We start from the raw sequence: 14,033 nt of genomic DNA on the forward strand, positions 1-14,033 counted from the left end.
GCGGAGAAGGACTATCTCGCAGCTTTCATGGCCCCTGATCCGGTTCGCGCCGCCACCTATTTCGCTCCCGCTTCACGACGGCGCCGAATGAATACTAGACCCTTCCGGGCCGTCAGGTCCCGTCAGTCCGCGTAAGGTGCCAGAATATCCATCAGATCGCGTGGCTTCGCACCGGAACTTTGCAGCAATGCCCTTGAGGCGACCGCCTCCAGATGCTCCGCCATCATCGCCTCCGCCTTTTCCACCGGTCCGGTGCGGATCGCCTCGATCAACTCAAGATGCTCACTCACAGCGCAGTCTGAAGAATGAGGTCGCCCGAAGGCGGCAAGGGACAGGCCGGCGCGATAGCATATTTCCGTGACATAGCGGATCAGGATCGGCTTGCCGGTCATCTCCGCCAGAAGCACGTGAAAATCGGTAGCAAGCCGGATCGAAGTGCCCTCGGATCCGTGTCGCGCATCATGCTCTGCATCGACGATCCCCCTCAACTGCTTCACCTGCGCATCCGTCAGCCTGCCGGCAAGACGCCTCACCACCTGCTTTTCCAGGTCAAGGCGGATATCGAAAATATCCCGCGCGTCCTCGAAGGAGGGCGTGGCGACAACCGCAATGCGGTTGCGCCGCAGATCGACGAGGCCTTCTGCCGCCAGTTGACCGAGCGCATGTCGGGCAATGGTGCGACTGACGCCGAAGCGCTCGCCGAGCGAGTCCTCCGGCAGTCTGTCACCCGGCTGCAGCGCCCGCTCGATAATGGCGCGGCGCAAAGCCGTACAGATCGCTGCGACACGATCCCCTTCACTTCTTGCCGAACTCTTTTTGCCCGCCATCACGAACCCTCTGCTTCTGACAACTCGATAAGGGAGGTCACAGCAAAGATCAACTCGGCGCGGTGCCGCATTTGAATGCAGCTCAAGCCGAACTTGCCCAAAACTAGTGCATGCACTTATTGCATTCACTTTAGTAAGTGAATTCTCGTTCGTAAAATCCATCGATTCTGTAAGCATGCAATATGGCACGCTGATTGCATGCACTTTTCCGAAACGCTTTTGATGGTGACCTTATGCTGATTGTTCCTCAACCGACGACATCCGCTCCTCTTGCCGTGGAGCTATCCCAAGCGGCCGTCTCTTTCGGCCGGCAGGAAAAGGCCGTCGTCGCGCTGCAAGAAACCAGCCTGCGCATTGCCGATGGGGAATTCGTAGCGCTTGTCGGCCCGTCCGGCTGTGGCAAGTCGACCATCATGCGGCTCACCGCCGGCCTGCTGCAGCCGACCAAGGGTGCGGTCATCGTCGGCGGGCGGGAAGTCAGCGCCAAGGCGCTGCGCATCGGCATGGCCTTCCAGAACCCGACCATGCTTCCCTGGCTGACAATCGAGCGCAATGTCATGTTGCCGCTGAAAATCGTAAAGCCCTTCCGGTCTGAGTATCGGGCCAAGAAGAACGGCGAATTCCGCGACCGGGTTCGCGCACTGCTGACCGATGTCGGGCTCGACAAGTTCGCCAACCATTACCCGTGGCAACTTTCCGGCGGCATGCTCCAGCGTGCCAATCTCTGCCGTGCCCTCGTCCACGAACCGAGCCTGCTCCTGCTCGACGAGCCGTTTGGCGCGCTCGACCAGTTCACCCGCGAGGAACTATGGGGCACGATGCAGTCGCTCTGGATGAAGCGCCGCCCGACAGTGCTGCTCATCACTCATGATCTGAAGGAGGCAGGCTTTCTCGCCTCGCGCATCTGCGTCATGAGTGCGAGACCGGGCCGCATCATCGATGACAGTCCCGTTAATTTTCCGCGCCCCCGCACCGTCGAGATGACCTTCGAGCACGATTTTGTTGCACTCAACCAGCGTCTTCGCGAACTCATCATCGATGCCCGTTCCGACACCGCAATCCAGGGAGCCTGACCATGAGCTACGAATTACGCCGCCGCTTCTGGGCCGCCGCCCTCATCGTCGCCTTTTTCGGACTGTGGGAAATCCTCTGCCTCGCGCTGCAGGTGTCCGATCTCGTCCTGCCCCGCCCAAGCCAGGTCTTCGAGACGCTGGTCGATCGCTTTCCGGTCCTCGTGCCGCATATCATGCAGACGCTTTGGACGACGATGGTCGGCTTTGTGCTGGGCGTTGCCGTCGGCGTCGTCATCGGCGCGGCGATCGGGGTGTCACGCACGGCCTATGATACGGCCTATCCGCTGCTGATCGGCTTCTCGTCGATCCCCAAGGTCGCAGTCGTGCCGATCTTCGTCCTCTGGTTCGGCTCCGGCTCGGTGCCTGCCATCCTGACGGCGCTTGCCATGTGCTTCTTCCCGATCGTCGTCAACATCGCCACCGGCCTTGCGACGACCGAGCCGGAACTGGAGGACGTGCTGAAATCGCTTGGCGCCAGCAAGCTCGATATCCTCTGGAATGTCGGCCTGCCGCGCACCATGCCCTTCTTCTTTGCCTCGCTGAAGATCGCCGTCACCTTCGCCTTTGTCGGCTCCGTCCTGTCGGAAACCGTCGCATCCAACCGCGGCATTGGTAACGTGATGATGTCGGCCTCGTCCAATTTCGATGTGCCACTGGTCTTTGCCGGCCTCTTCATCCTCGCCCTGCTGGGCGTAGCTCTCTACGTCGCCTTCTCGCTGATCGAGATACGCGTCACCGGCTGGGCCACCCGCCGTCAGGATTTCACTGCCGCCTGAACATCTACCCAAACCCAACGGAGCCAGACATGCTGAAGAAACTGATCTCGACTCTTGCGCTAAGCCTTTGCCTCGGCGGTACCGCCATGGCTGATACGGATATCAAGTTCACCCTCGGCTGGAAGACGCAAGGCTCTGACGCCCCCTTCCTGCTCGCCATGCAGAAGGGCTATTTCAAGGAAGAAGGCCTCAACGTCACGATCGACCAGGGCGAGGGCTCGGCCGCCACCGTTACCCGCATCATGTCGGGCGCCTACGATGCCGGCTTCGGCGACATCAACGCCATCATCCAGAATGCCGCCACGAGGCCCGACGAAGTGCCGGTGATGGTCTACCAGCTGTGGAGCAAGCCGCCATTTGCCATCGTCAGCAAGAAAGAGACCAACATCACCACGCCGGCCGATCTGGAAGGCAAGAAACTTGGCGGCGCGCAGGGCACGCCAACGACCCGCCTCGTCACCGTGCTCGGTTCGATCAACAAGGTCGACATGACCAAGGTCGCAATCGAGAACATGGGACCGAACCTGCAGGAGCCGATGCTGATCAAAGGCGATATCGACGGCGCCCTCGTCTTCAACATCACCAGCTGGTTTAACCTGATCAACAACCGCCAGGACCCGGCCAAGGACTATAACTGGCTTTCCTTCGGCGATTACGGCCTCGACCTCTATGCCAACGGCATGATGGTGTCGCAGAAGCTCGTCGAGGAAAACCCAAAGGCGGTGGCAGGACTGGTGCGCGCCGTGAACAAGGCCGCCAAGGAGATAGCCGGGAATTCCAAGGCCGGTATCGGCGCCGTGATGGCCTATGACAATCTGGCCAAGGAAGAGCTCGAACTGGCGCGCATGAAATTCTCCTACGAGAACCTTATCGTCTCGCCGGAGGTCGACAAGCTCGGCCTGGGTGACGTCGACGATGCCCGCCTCGCCCGCTCGATCGACATCGTCGCCGACGGCTACCAGCTGCCGTCCAAGCCGAAACCGGAACAGATCTTCACCCGCCAGTTCCTGCCGGCGCTCGAAGACCGCAAGCTGGTCTACAAGGCCGACTGATCCGCGCAGATGCGCTTTGCTGGCCGGAAATATCCGGCCAGCCTATGAAGAGAGGAACCGGTCGTTCATTCTATTTCGACGTGCGACATGCCAATGATTTCGATGGCTTACAAGGAACGTCAACGGGGTCATTCCTGATGCCAGAGAGGAGAGAGTGCGCAATCTCAATGCCTAACATCAAATGTGAGGCCATCTCAGCGTTGCTCAAGTGACCCGCAGCGTCCATAAAGTAGCGATGACGCATGATTCCAAAATATTCGTAGGCCTTCGGTCCGCTCGTAAACAACCCGCGTCGGCCAGCGCGGGTTCAGGTCCTCGATGTCAGTGGGACGGGTGCGAAAAAAGTGGCACCCACCGAGCGCCCGTGGGTGCTGGCGCTGAAGGGCTCTACCTTCTATTCTGTCTGGAACATGTGAAGGACTACAACAAGGGATACAGCTACACGTCGGCAGCAACGAATGCCGACGTCGCCCGTTATCAAAAAGAGGCGACGACCGGCTCTCGCCGCACGTTCGGAACCCGCGTTGAGGACGCCAAGGAAATCCCGATACCCTTGACCGAGCGTTCTGGCTCGGCAAAGACCCTTAATGCTCGCAAGGCAGGCACGCCTGGACAGACGAAGTCCGGTCAGCAGGAAAGAAAACTTAAGCCACTCGAAGCCAAGGCTTTTGAAACACTTGGACTTTCACCTCGCGCTACAGCTGACGAGATCAAGAGCCGTTACAAGGAACGGCTCAAGATGCACCATCCAGACGCCAATGACGGAGATCGAAATTCTGAGGACGAACTTCGTGCAGCGATTGGAGCCTACAGGATTCTCAAGCTGAATGGCTTTTGTTGAGACGTGTTCGCTGGAATTGTTCTTGTGGAGTTTAACTTCGCAACATCCGGTCCCTGATGATATGCGGGCGGCTGACCAGTTTATCAGAAGCATTGCGTTCTTACGGCCGCCCACTACGCATATGGCTACGACCACCGCTATTTTGGACATACAGCCTGCAAACTTAAACTGACTAGGCGCGCTGCCAAACAGCTAGACACAAGAGGATACGACCATGGCAACAACCCGACGACCGTCCAATCCGAGAGACGCAGCAGAGATGCTGTTCAAGCCAGCGAAGAAGGTCGCAGCGCCGGCCGTTGAACGGCCTGTAATCCCTAACACCAAGGAGCTTGTATCGTTGAAGATCGACAGCGATGTCCTCGCGCGTTTTCAGGCGGACGGTCCGGGCTGGCAAGAACGCATCAACGATACCTTGCGAGCTGCAATGAATGTGTCCGATTGAGCTCTGGAACGCGAGCTTCGATGTTGTAAAATGCTGTTCTTGTCCTGATCCCTGGTAAGAAAGCGTGGAGCTAGGGTGATACAATCATTCGTTGATCGCCCTGCTATCGAATTTGGTTTTCGTATCAGATAAATAAATTATCCCATCCGTTCGGAGACATGCTCCCCTGGGGACGCGGGGAAGACCAACGTTTTGCTTCCGTTCAAAAATACCCTGTGGTGAATGTGTGCGTGAGTTGCCCGGGCAAGAACCTGGCTTTCGACATCGCGCCCGAGGCTGACGTAATCCATCGCACTTTGTGCGTGGGTCACCGTGACAGTATCCTGCTCGATAATGCGACAAGATTGCTTTTGGCATAATGAAGCGCTACCCACCAAGCATTAGATCGAGTGCATGGCGCTACGAAACATAACCAGCGCGCCGCAAAATGGATATGCACATGGCAAAAACAGGCAGTCTCTCGGCACAGCTGTTGAACAGGATGCTTGTCAAACTTCGGCTGCGTCATTTTCAGGCCATCGTGAACCTGTGCGATTTAAAACAGCTGGGCAGAGCCGCAGAGGCGATGCACATCTCTCAGCCTGCCATGTCGCAGTTGCTGGCAGATCTGGAAAACCTGCTGGAAGCCAAATTATTCGTGCGACATGCAAAGGGTGTCGATCCCACAGCACTCACACTGGAGATTGTCGGCACAGCCCGCCTGATTGTGAAGGCGACCGAGGACGGCGCGGAGCGAATTGCTTCACATCTGCACAGCGATGCCAGCATGATACGGATAGCTTCAACGGTAGCAGGCACCGGCGCCATCCTGTCCAAGCTCGTACCCGTATTCAGTGAACAAAATCCGGATATCAGCCTACAAGTCACAAGCGTCATCGGAGACACGCTGACGGCAAGTTTTGCCTCTGGCCTGTTCGATCTGGTGTGCATGCGGGAAGGCAATCCGGTGGGAGATGGATGGCGCTTTTCGCTTATGGTGCCGGACAGGCTCATCGTCATCGCAGGTGCACACCATCCATTGGTCGGAAGCAAGCACATTACCGGCAACGACCTCGCCGAATGCACCTGGCTTACAAGTCAGATCGCTTCATTAGCGCGAGAGCGTTTCGAGGCTGCCAGCCATCGCTGGGGTTGGACACAGGCCAAACAGATCAGGGTGATGCATCGGGGCGTATCTATGCTGCCGTTCATGCTGAACAAAACCGACGCGGTTTATGCTCTTCCGCTCAGTGTCGCGACACCATTGCTCGATTGCGGAGCCGTGAAACAGATTCCGTTCGACCTGGGCATTGACGTTCCCGGCCTTGGTTGTGCGTGGCTTCCGGCGAGGCAGACAACCGCGACTGCCCGTTTCCTCGACGCGGCAATCTCAGAGTTCGGCGTGAGTTTGTAGCAAACGTCATCAGATGCGCGGGACATAACCAACGCTTATATCAGCAGGCGATTTTTGATTTGGATCAACTTGGGGCCGGGTCGTAAGTGAGTTGAGCCGACAAACTCACGAACTTGCCGTAAAGCGGCCCTCTTCGCCTGTTCGTCCTCACCACACGGTCCAGTAGAACGTTTTTCTATCCGCGGCTTCCCGCCTGATGGTCGACTGACTACCGGTGTCCGCCAATCCAACGCGGCAGGTCGGGTATATCCAGCCCATCTGCCCTCGCACAGTATTGTGTAACAATGAGACCCGAACCTAAGCTTACTCGTGGAGCAGGGCTTCTCCTGCTGCTCTACGCAATTCTGGCGATGCTGACCGGCATCGCCATACTTTATCTTGGAACCCAGCTCGCTCTCGTAGGGGGATCTCCCTACTACGTCGCAGCCGGGCTTGCCACGTTATCAATTGCCGCACTGATTTTCATGCGTAATTCCGGCGCGGTTTGGGTGCTTGGCGCCCTCTCGCTCGTCACCTTCATCTGGGGCCTGTTTGAAACAGGTTGGAATGGCTGGGCAATGATCCCGCGTTTCAACTGGATCATCGTCATGGGTCTGCTTATGGCGGCGCTCTGGCCGGTTTCGCGCCGCATTTTCGCGACAGAAACCCGTTCGGTCAGCAAGCCACTGTATTTCGGCGCGACCCTCGTCGTTCCGGTTTTGATGCTGGTCTGCATCCTCATCCCGATCCTGAACAACCCTGAAGTCCAGCTTGCCAAGGCGAGCGAACGCCCTTCCGGGACATTCAGCCGTTCCGCTCCATCCAATCCAGGCATCGAAGTGGCTGCGACCCATGATGCTACGAGCTGGACTGCCTACGGGGGCTCCAACCTCAGCCAGAAATTTTCTCCTGCTGCACAGATTACACCGGCGAACGCCGGCACGATGGTGAAGCTGTGGGAATTCCATACCGGCGATTTCAAGGGCCCGGACGACAAATACTCTCCTGCAGGCGAAAACACTCCGCTGAAGGTCGGCAACACACTCTACATCTGCACGTCTTCGCAGCAGGTCTTCGCACTCGATGCAACCACGGGCGCAGAAAAATGGTTCTTCGACCCCCAGGTCGATCCGGAAGCGCAATTCAATAACGGCACCTCGATTTGCCGAGGTGTTGCCTTCTACCGCGCGCCGCAGCCGGTAGCCGAGTGCCAGACGCGCATCATCTGGGGCACGATGGACAGCCGTCTGATGGCAGTCGATGCCGAAACAGGCGCACGTTGCACAAGCTTCGGCAACAACGGTGAGTACGATCTGGCACAGAACATGAACACGCCGGTGAAGGGCTTCGTCGGCGTCACGACTGCCCCGACGATCATCGACGGTGTGGCTGTCGTCGGCCACAAGATCACTGACGGTCAGGACTACCGTGCCCCCGCCGGTGTCGTTCGCGCAGTCGACGCAGTCACAGGTCAGCTTCGCTGGGCATGGGATCTGGGCCGTGAAGACCCGACCGCTCCACTGCAGCCCGGTGAACATTTCACCAATGCAACTCCGAACGTATGGTCGCCGATGGCTGCGGATGCAGACCTTAACACGGTCTTTATCGGAACGGGCAATGCCTCCGGCGACTTCTTCGGTGCAGACCGCACCGAGCGTGATAACGAATACACCGACGCTGTCGTTGCGCTCGATGCACGCACAGGCAAGGAACGTTGGCACTTCCGCACCGTCAACCATGACCTGTGGGACTTCGACATTGGTCCGGCGATGAACCTCGTCGATTGGCAGACACCGAACGGTCCGCGCCCCGCGCTGATCCAGGCAACCAAGGCTGGCCCGATCTTCGTGCTGGACCGTGAGACTGGCGAGCCGCTGGAACCTGTCGAGATGTACGACGCGCCGAAGACCCCCGGCGTTCCGGAAGAGTATGTTGCCGAAAAGCAGCCTATGTCTCCCAATATGCCCAACACCGTAGGCGCTCCCAACAAGGGTGACATGGAAACTTTGACGGAGGCCGACGCGTGGGGCATCTCGCCGTTTGACCAACTCATTTGCCGCATTCAGTTCAACGAAATGCGCTACGATGGTCTCTACACGCCCCCGACCACCGGCATTGGTTCGATTGGTTATCCGGGAAATCACGGCGGTATGAACTGGGGCGGCGGTGCAATCGATCCAAACCGTGGATTGATGCTGATCAACAGCGAGCGTCTTCCCTATCAGATCCGCCTCATGCCGCGTGCAGAAGTTCCTGATGCAAAGTCCATCGTCGACAAGCGTTGGCATAAAGAGAAGTTCATGCCACAGATCGGTCTTCCTTATGCCGCGAAGAAAGAGCCATGGATGGGTCCGTTGGAGATGCCTTGCATCGCTCCGCCATGGGGTTATGTCGCGGCACTGGATCTGCGCAGCAAGGACGTGCTTTGGCGTCAGCCGATGGGCTCCGCACAGGACAGCGGCCCGCTGGGAATCAAGACCGGACTGCCAATCACCGTTGGTACACCGTCGAACGGCGGCCCGCTGGCAACCGGTGGCGGCCTGATGTTCATCGGCGCAGCACTCGACAACTACATTCGCGCTTACGACAGCCAGACGGGCGAGCTGGTCTGGCAGGAGCGCACAGATGCAGGCGTCAACGCCAACCCGATGAGTTATGAAGTCAATGGCCAGCAGTTTGTCGTCGCCGAAGTCGGCGGTCATCAGGCGATGGGCACCACCGTAGGCGATGGTTTTGTCGCTTGGGGCCTGCCGCCGGAAGGCTATGCCGGTCCCAAGGTGATTCAGTCCAGCGTCATCCTGGCAGGCAATAGCAATGCGGCACCAAAGCAAGGCTCGGCCAACATGGGCGCCGAATAACGGCTCTCTCGAGACGCAATTATGTTCTCCCGGCCGGAAAAACATTCTGGCCGGGAGAATGGACAATAAGGCTTGCGCTCGGCACTTGAGAAAAGCTAAAGCGCCGGCAAAGCCTACAGTCGAACCGAGTGCCGCCACTTGTTGGATCGCGGATCTGTCTCGTGACTGCGCTATTCGCCATGTGTTCGGCACATGACGATTTCGTGAGGTCCGGTTCCTTTGGCGAGCGGACCTCATATATGATGATCGTCGGCTAAGGCCGCGATGAAAAAGGAGTAAGAACATGAAATGGACATCCCCGAAGTTTGTTGAAGTGAGCTGCGGCATGGAGATCAACCGCTACGCACCGGCAGACGGCGACGAGCCGGTTCTGTTCTAATCGTGAAGGGCACGGGATTGATGACCGGTCTCCGGTTTCTCGTGCTCGGCGCTGCCGCTGGCGGCGGACTGCCACAATGGAACTGCAATTGTTCCAATTGCGCCGCCGCCCGCGACCCTTCCTCAGGACTTTCTGCACAGACGCAGTCGTCTCTCGCCGTTAGCGTTGACGGTGAGAACTGGGCGATCTTCAATTCCTCGCCCGACATTCGCCAGCAGATCCAGCAGACGCCGCAGCTTCATCCGAAGGCACTTCGCCACAGTCCAATCAGGAGCGTCGTCATAACCAATGCCGATGTCGACCACATTGGCGGGCTTCTGACGATCCGCGAAAAGCAGGCCTTCGATCTTTTCTCTACCTCTGCGATCGGCGCTGTGATCGACGCAAACCCGGTATTTCGGGTGCTTGATCCAGCATTCGTCAAGAGACATGCCATCCGGCTCGACGAAGAATTCTCGCCGTTCGAGGGGCTTGAAGCGCGTATTTTCGCCGTTCCCGGCAAGGTAGCGCTGTTTCTCGAAGAGGGAGAGCCGGAACTTGGCCTGGAAGGCGAACAGACGATCGGTGTCGAGTTCGTCGCCGGAGGCAAGCGCGCCTATTATATTCCTGGCTGCGCGACGCTGCCTGACTGGCTTTGCGAACGCATTCGCGGCGCAGATCTGGTATTTTTCGATGGCACGGTCTTCACTGATGATGAGATGATCCGTGTAGGAACGGGCGTCAAGACTGGTCAAAGAATGGGGCATATGCCCATCACGGGCGACGGCGGCAGCCTTGAGGCGTTGTCGAAGCTTGGAATAGGCCGGATGGTCTATGTGCACATCAACAATACGAACCCGATCTGGCGCGATGGCGCGGAGCGGGAAGCCGTCAAAGCCGCCGGTTTCGAAGTCGGGCATGACGGAATGGAGATAGACCTTGCCTGACATTCAGAACCCGGCACAGAACAGAACCGATTTCGAAGCCCGGCTGCGCGCCATTGGTGACGCCCGCTATCACGACAAACACCCTTTCCACGGCATGTTGCATGGCGGTCATTGCACGATCACGCAGGTACGGGCCTGGGTCATTAACCGCTTCTACTACCAGAGCCGTATTCCCCTCAAGGACGCAGCTTTCATGTCGCGTTGCGAAGATGTCGCCATCCGTCGGGCGTGGCGCAAACGCATTGAAGATCATGATGGCGGGCGCGAAGAAGGCGGCGGCATACGCCGCTGGTTGAAGCTCGCCGAAGCCGTTGGACTAGACCCGGATTATGTTGCCTCCAATCGCGGTGTTCTGCCGGGTACCCGTTTTGCTTGCGATGCCTATGTGCGCTTCGTGCGCGACATGCCGATGCTGGACGCCGTGGCCGCCTCGCTTACCGAGCTCTTTGCGCCGGCAATCCACAAAAATCGCATTGCCGGGCTGATCGAGCATTATGCGTTTGCCAATGACGAGGCCCTTTCCTACTTCCGCAAGCGTCTTGATGAGGCACCGGTGGATGTGGCCTTCGGCCTCAATTACGTTCTGGATCACGCCGACACGAAGGAAAAGCAAGACGCAGCAGCTGCCGCGCTAACCTTCAAGACCGATGTTTTGTGGGCGCAACTCGATGCACTGCACAGCGCCTATGTTTCCCCTGCCCTTCTGCCGCCCGGCGGCTGGGATGGCACGGAAGGCGTGATCGGCGATCTCGATCAGCCGGCGCTGAAACAGGACGTCAAGGGAGCGACCAAATGAGCGAGCCTTCCGCCGTCATCGTCACGGCTGCCACCGTTGCCAAACTTGCCCGCGGCGTTCGGCTGCGGGAAGACGCTGTTCGCGGCCAAACGATTCTGCTGGCACCCGAGCGTGCACTGGCGCTCGACGAAATTGCAGTCATGATCGTAAACGCGCTGGACGGCAAACGAAGCATTGACGCGATCGCGGAAGAGTTTTCTTTGAAGTTCGAAGCCCCCAAGGATCAGATCCTGGCCGACATCATCGTCTTCGTGGATGAATTTTCCAAACGCAGGATGCTGGAGCTCAAGCCGTGAACGAAATTGTCAGACTTGCGCGGACGAGCGAATGGAATGGCGGACGGGTCCGTATCCCCGCGCCGATCGCGATGCTCGCCGAACTTACCCATCGATGTCCGCTCGCCTGCCCCTACTGCTCAAACCCGCTGGAGCTGGATGGCGTCAAGGAGGAACTTTCTACCGAAGAATGGAAATCGGTCTTCCAGCAGGCCGCCGCACTCGGCGTTTTGCATCTGCATCTTTCCGGCGGCGAACCCGCGGCACGACGCGACCTCGTGGAACTGACGAGCGCTGCCGCCAAGGCGGGCCTCTATACGAACCTGATCACCTCGGGCATCGGGTTGACCGAAAAGCGTATCGCGGAACTGTCGGACGCCGGTCTCGACCATCTGCAGCTTTCCATCCAGGGCGCGACACCGGCACTGGCCGACAAGGTAGGCGGCTACAAAGGTGGATACGATCGCAAGATCGCGGTTGCCGAGTGGACCCACGCAGCAGGTATTCCACTGACCGTTAATGCCGTCTGCCACAAACAGAACATGGAGCAGATCGGCGACATGCTCGATCTCGCGGTCAGGCTCGGCGCACGGCGCATAGAGATTGCAACCGTGCAGTTTCACGGCTGGGCAGAGAAAAACCGCAAGGCCCTGATGCCGACCAAGGAGCAGGTTCTGCGCACCAACGCTTTTGTTGAGGACGCCCGCAAAGGGCTCGAAGGCATCATTGTCATCGACTATGTCCCTGCCGATCATCATTCGACCTATCCGAAAGCCTGCATGGGTGGCTGGGGTCGAACCGGCCTCAATGTCACGCCATCGGGCAAGGTCCTGCCCTGCCACGCGGCGGAAAGCATTCCGTCTTTGAATTTCACGAACGTGCGGGACATGCCGCTTATCGACATCTGGTACGAAAGTGACGCCTTCAACGCCTATCGCGGCGACAGTTGGATGCCGGAGCTGTGTCGCAGTTGCGACCGCAAGGCGATCGATTTCGGTGGCTGCCGCTGTCAGGCCATGGCTCTGACCGGTAACGCCTCGGCCACCGATCCCGTATGCATCCGCTCATCGAAGAGAGAGCTTCTGGTACAGCAGGCCGAGATTGATGGTGCCGCGGCACCACCGGAATTCATATATCGCGGGCGCGCATCATCAACCGATTGATCCCGGCCGATGCTTTCCAGCAGCAGGCGAAAGTGCAAAGGGTGGCACAACCCAAGTCTGACGTCGCAAAATCTGTTTGTCCGCGAATCTTCGGCATGATTTTCAAGCGCTGGATCAGATGATCGCGGTCTCGCTATCGCGTGGGCTTCGCTTCAACTCGTTGCTCTCTGCCACAGAAAACAACTCTCCTCACGGAATCTGACATACGTGAAAACCCGTATGGCCGCCGATTGCGGTAGCGGCTTAGGGTTTGTCTCAGCAGCCTCGTCGTCTGGCGTAGGCGCGCGGATCTGGAGGAGACAAAATGGCGAACACCATAAAGATATCGGCCTGTCAGTATCACGTCCAAGAAATTGGCGGTTTTGAAGATATGGCCAAACGTGTGCGGGCTTTGCTGGACCAGGCGAATGGCTCGGACATTGCCGTATTTCCCGAACTATTCACGATCGAACTGTTCACAACGCTTGGCGACTGGAAGAGGCGCCCGATTTCGGAACTGGTGCTCATCGAGCAATACACCGACGACTACAAAACATTGTTTCGCGAAGAAGCTAAGCGCCGCGGTCAATTCATCGCGGCCGGGTCGCATCTCGTAAAGGTCAGTCACGATCGCTTCGAAAACATCGCCTATCTTTTCGGCCCTGGTGGCGAAGAGTTTGCGCACTCGAAGACCCACATTTTCCCGGCAGAAGCCAACTGGTCAACGTCGGAAGGATCGAAGATGGAGGTTTTCCAGCTCCCCTTCGCAAAGGTCGGCTTCAACATCTGCTACGAGACCGAGATACCGGAATGTTCGGCTACTCTTGCCGAACAGGGAGCCGAAATCATCTTGACGCCATCGGCGACTTTTACAGAGCAAGGTTTCTGGCGCGTTCGCCACTGTGCGCAATCCCGCTGCATCGAAAACCAGGTCTACGTCGTGCATTCCTGCCTTGGCGGTCAACCCGGCGGACCTTTGCCAAACGGCTGGGCCCGGAGCTCGGTTCTCGGACCATGCGATCTGGCCTGGGATAATGCTGCCGGCATTATCGCCGAGGCGCCAACCAATATCGAAACAACAGTAACGGGGACTGTTGACCTCGATCTCCTTTATGAAAACCGCAAGAGCGGCGCTGCCACCACCTTCCGGGACCGCCGCCGCCGGGCTGATCTCTACAAAGCGTGGCCATCTCATCTCTAAACGTCTGCATCAAAGGACCAGATGGAGCGTGGCTTAAACCGCGCACGACTTTCTATGACTAAAACCCAAG

At 58.2% G+C, this 14,033-nt stretch carries 14 protein-coding genes and 1 pseudogene; 13 read left to right on the forward strand and 2 right to left on the reverse strand.

From position 1 onward, the window contains the following. Positions 1–122: 122 nt before the first annotated feature. Positions 123–827, reverse strand: coding sequence for a GntR family transcriptional regulator (locus tag HWX89_RS14170; protein ID WP_138791517.1), 705 nt, complete (start codon positions 825–827; stop codon positions 123–125). Positions 828–1,060: 233 nt separating this feature from the next. Between HWX89_RS14170 and HWX89_RS14175 the strand changes: the two genes are divergently transcribed. The 5 genes from HWX89_RS14175 to HWX89_RS14195 all read left to right on the forward strand — a co-directional run bounded on the left by HWX89_RS14175 (position 1,061) and on the right by HWX89_RS14195 (position 5,014). After that, positions 1,061–1,900 carry an ABC transporter ATP-binding protein gene (locus tag HWX89_RS14175; protein ID WP_138791518.1) on the forward strand — a complete coding sequence of 280 codons (840 nt, stop codon included), beginning with the start codon at positions 1,061–1,063 and terminating at the stop codon, positions 1,898–1,900. 2 nt (positions 1,901–1,902) lie between these two features. Further along, the gene (locus tag HWX89_RS14180) at positions 1,903–2,676 is read left to right on the forward strand and encodes an ABC transporter permease (RefSeq protein ID WP_138791519.1); all 774 of its coding nucleotides are present in this window, start codon (positions 1,903–1,905) and stop codon (positions 2,674–2,676) included. A gap of 29 nt (positions 2,677–2,705) precedes the next feature. After that, the gene (locus HWX89_RS14185) at positions 2,706–3,728 is read left to right on the forward strand and encodes an ABC transporter substrate-binding protein (protein WP_138791520.1); all 1,023 of its coding nucleotides are present in this window, start codon (positions 2,706–2,708) and stop codon (positions 3,726–3,728) included. 235 nt (positions 3,729–3,963) lie between these two features. Then, on the forward strand, positions 3,964–4,569 hold the full coding sequence (locus HWX89_RS14190; RefSeq protein WP_138791521.1) for a J domain-containing protein: 606 nt from the start codon (positions 3,964–3,966) through the stop codon (positions 4,567–4,569). Positions 4,570–4,783: 214 nt separating this feature from the next. After that, complete coding sequence (locus HWX89_RS14195; protein ID WP_138791522.1) at positions 4,784–5,014, forward strand: BrnA antitoxin family protein; 231 nt, start codon at positions 4,784–4,786, stop codon at positions 5,012–5,014. A gap of 137 nt (positions 5,015–5,151) precedes the next feature. On the opposite strand, the pseudogene purU reads toward HWX89_RS14195, so the two are convergent. Continuing rightward, positions 5,152–5,349, reverse strand: a pseudogene (gene purU, locus HWX89_RS26270) (formyltetrahydrofolate deformylase); the annotation flags it as partial. A gap of 104 nt (positions 5,350–5,453) precedes the next feature. Here purU and HWX89_RS14200 point away from each other — a divergent pair. The 8 genes from HWX89_RS14200 to HWX89_RS14235 all read left to right on the forward strand — a co-directional run bounded on the left by HWX89_RS14200 (position 5,454) and on the right by HWX89_RS14235 (position 13,963). Then, a complete protein-coding gene (locus HWX89_RS14200) occupies positions 5,454–6,407 on the forward strand; it encodes a LysR family transcriptional regulator (RefSeq protein ID WP_178340768.1) in 954 nt (317 codons plus the stop codon). Between the two features lie 284 nt (positions 6,408–6,691). Further along, on the forward strand, positions 6,692–9,244 hold the full coding sequence (locus HWX89_RS14205) for a membrane-bound PQQ-dependent dehydrogenase, glucose/quinate/shikimate family (protein WP_138791524.1): 2,553 nt from the start codon (positions 6,692–6,694) through the stop codon (positions 9,242–9,244). 283 nt (positions 9,245–9,527) lie between these two features. Further along, on the forward strand, positions 9,528–9,623 hold the full coding sequence (pqqA, locus tag HWX89_RS14210) for a pyrroloquinoline quinone precursor peptide PqqA (RefSeq protein ID WP_138791525.1): 96 nt from the start codon (positions 9,528–9,530) through the stop codon (positions 9,621–9,623). 20 nt (positions 9,624–9,643) lie between these two features. Beyond that, on the forward strand, positions 9,644–10,549 hold the full coding sequence (gene pqqB / locus HWX89_RS14215) for a pyrroloquinoline quinone biosynthesis protein PqqB (RefSeq protein ID WP_138791526.1): 906 nt from the start codon (positions 9,644–9,646) through the stop codon (positions 10,547–10,549). Continuing rightward, positions 10,542–11,345 (forward strand): pyrroloquinoline-quinone synthase PqqC, encoded by an 804-nt coding sequence (gene pqqC, locus HWX89_RS14220; protein ID WP_210271407.1) that lies wholly within the window; start codon positions 10,542–10,544, stop codon positions 11,343–11,345. Before pqqB ends, pqqC begins: the two co-directional genes overlap by 8 nt. Next, on the forward strand, positions 11,342–11,641 hold the full coding sequence (gene pqqD, locus HWX89_RS14225) for a pyrroloquinoline quinone biosynthesis peptide chaperone PqqD (protein WP_138791527.1): 300 nt from the start codon (positions 11,342–11,344) through the stop codon (positions 11,639–11,641). The genes pqqC and pqqD overlap by 4 nt, the downstream gene beginning before the upstream one ends. Further along, a complete protein-coding gene (gene pqqE, locus HWX89_RS14230) occupies positions 11,638–12,783 on the forward strand; it encodes a pyrroloquinoline quinone biosynthesis protein PqqE (protein ID WP_138791528.1) in 1,146 nt (381 codons plus the stop codon). The genes pqqD and pqqE overlap by 4 nt, the downstream gene beginning before the upstream one ends. Before the next feature lie 304 nt (positions 12,784–13,087). After that, positions 13,088–13,963, forward strand: a complete 876-nt coding sequence (locus HWX89_RS14235) for a carbon-nitrogen hydrolase family protein (protein ID WP_138791529.1) — start codon at positions 13,088–13,090, stop codon at positions 13,961–13,963. The last annotated feature ends 70 nt before the right edge of the window (positions 13,964–14,033 follow it).

This window comes from Rhizobium sp. RM, assembly GCF_013390595.1.
In the GTDB taxonomy this organism is placed as follows: Bacteria; Pseudomonadota; Alphaproteobacteria; order Rhizobiales; family Rhizobiaceae; genus Agrobacterium.

Coding starts and splice junctions, on each gene's coding strand:
- HWX89_RS14170 (WP_138791517.1), bottom strand. CDS start 827: ATGGCGGGCAAAAAGAGTTCGGCAAGAAGTGAAGGGGATCGTGTCGCA.
- HWX89_RS14175 (WP_138791518.1), top strand. CDS start 1,061: ATGCTGATTGTTCCTCAACCGACGACATCCGCTCCTCTTGCCGTGGAG.
- HWX89_RS14180 (WP_138791519.1), top strand. CDS start 1,903: ATGAGCTACGAATTACGCCGCCGCTTCTGGGCCGCCGCCCTCATCGTC.
- HWX89_RS14185 (WP_138791520.1), top strand. CDS start 2,706: ATGCTGAAGAAACTGATCTCGACTCTTGCGCTAAGCCTTTGCCTCGGC.
- HWX89_RS14190 (WP_138791521.1), top strand. CDS start 3,964: ATGACGCATGATTCCAAAATATTCGTAGGCCTTCGGTCCGCTCGTAAA.
- HWX89_RS14195 (WP_138791522.1), top strand. CDS start 4,784: ATGGCAACAACCCGACGACCGTCCAATCCGAGAGACGCAGCAGAGATG.
- HWX89_RS14200 (WP_178340768.1), top strand. CDS start 5,454: ATGGCAAAAACAGGCAGTCTCTCGGCACAGCTGTTGAACAGGATGCTT.
- HWX89_RS14205 (WP_138791524.1), top strand. CDS start 6,692: ATGAGACCCGAACCTAAGCTTACTCGTGGAGCAGGGCTTCTCCTGCTG.
- pqqA (WP_138791525.1), top strand. CDS start 9,528: ATGAAATGGACATCCCCGAAGTTTGTTGAAGTGAGCTGCGGCATGGAG.
- pqqB (WP_138791526.1), top strand. CDS start 9,644: ATGACCGGTCTCCGGTTTCTCGTGCTCGGCGCTGCCGCTGGCGGCGGA.
- pqqD (WP_138791527.1), top strand. CDS start 11,342: ATGAGCGAGCCTTCCGCCGTCATCGTCACGGCTGCCACCGTTGCCAAA.
- HWX89_RS14235 (WP_138791529.1), top strand. CDS start 13,088: ATGGCGAACACCATAAAGATATCGGCCTGTCAGTATCACGTCCAAGAA.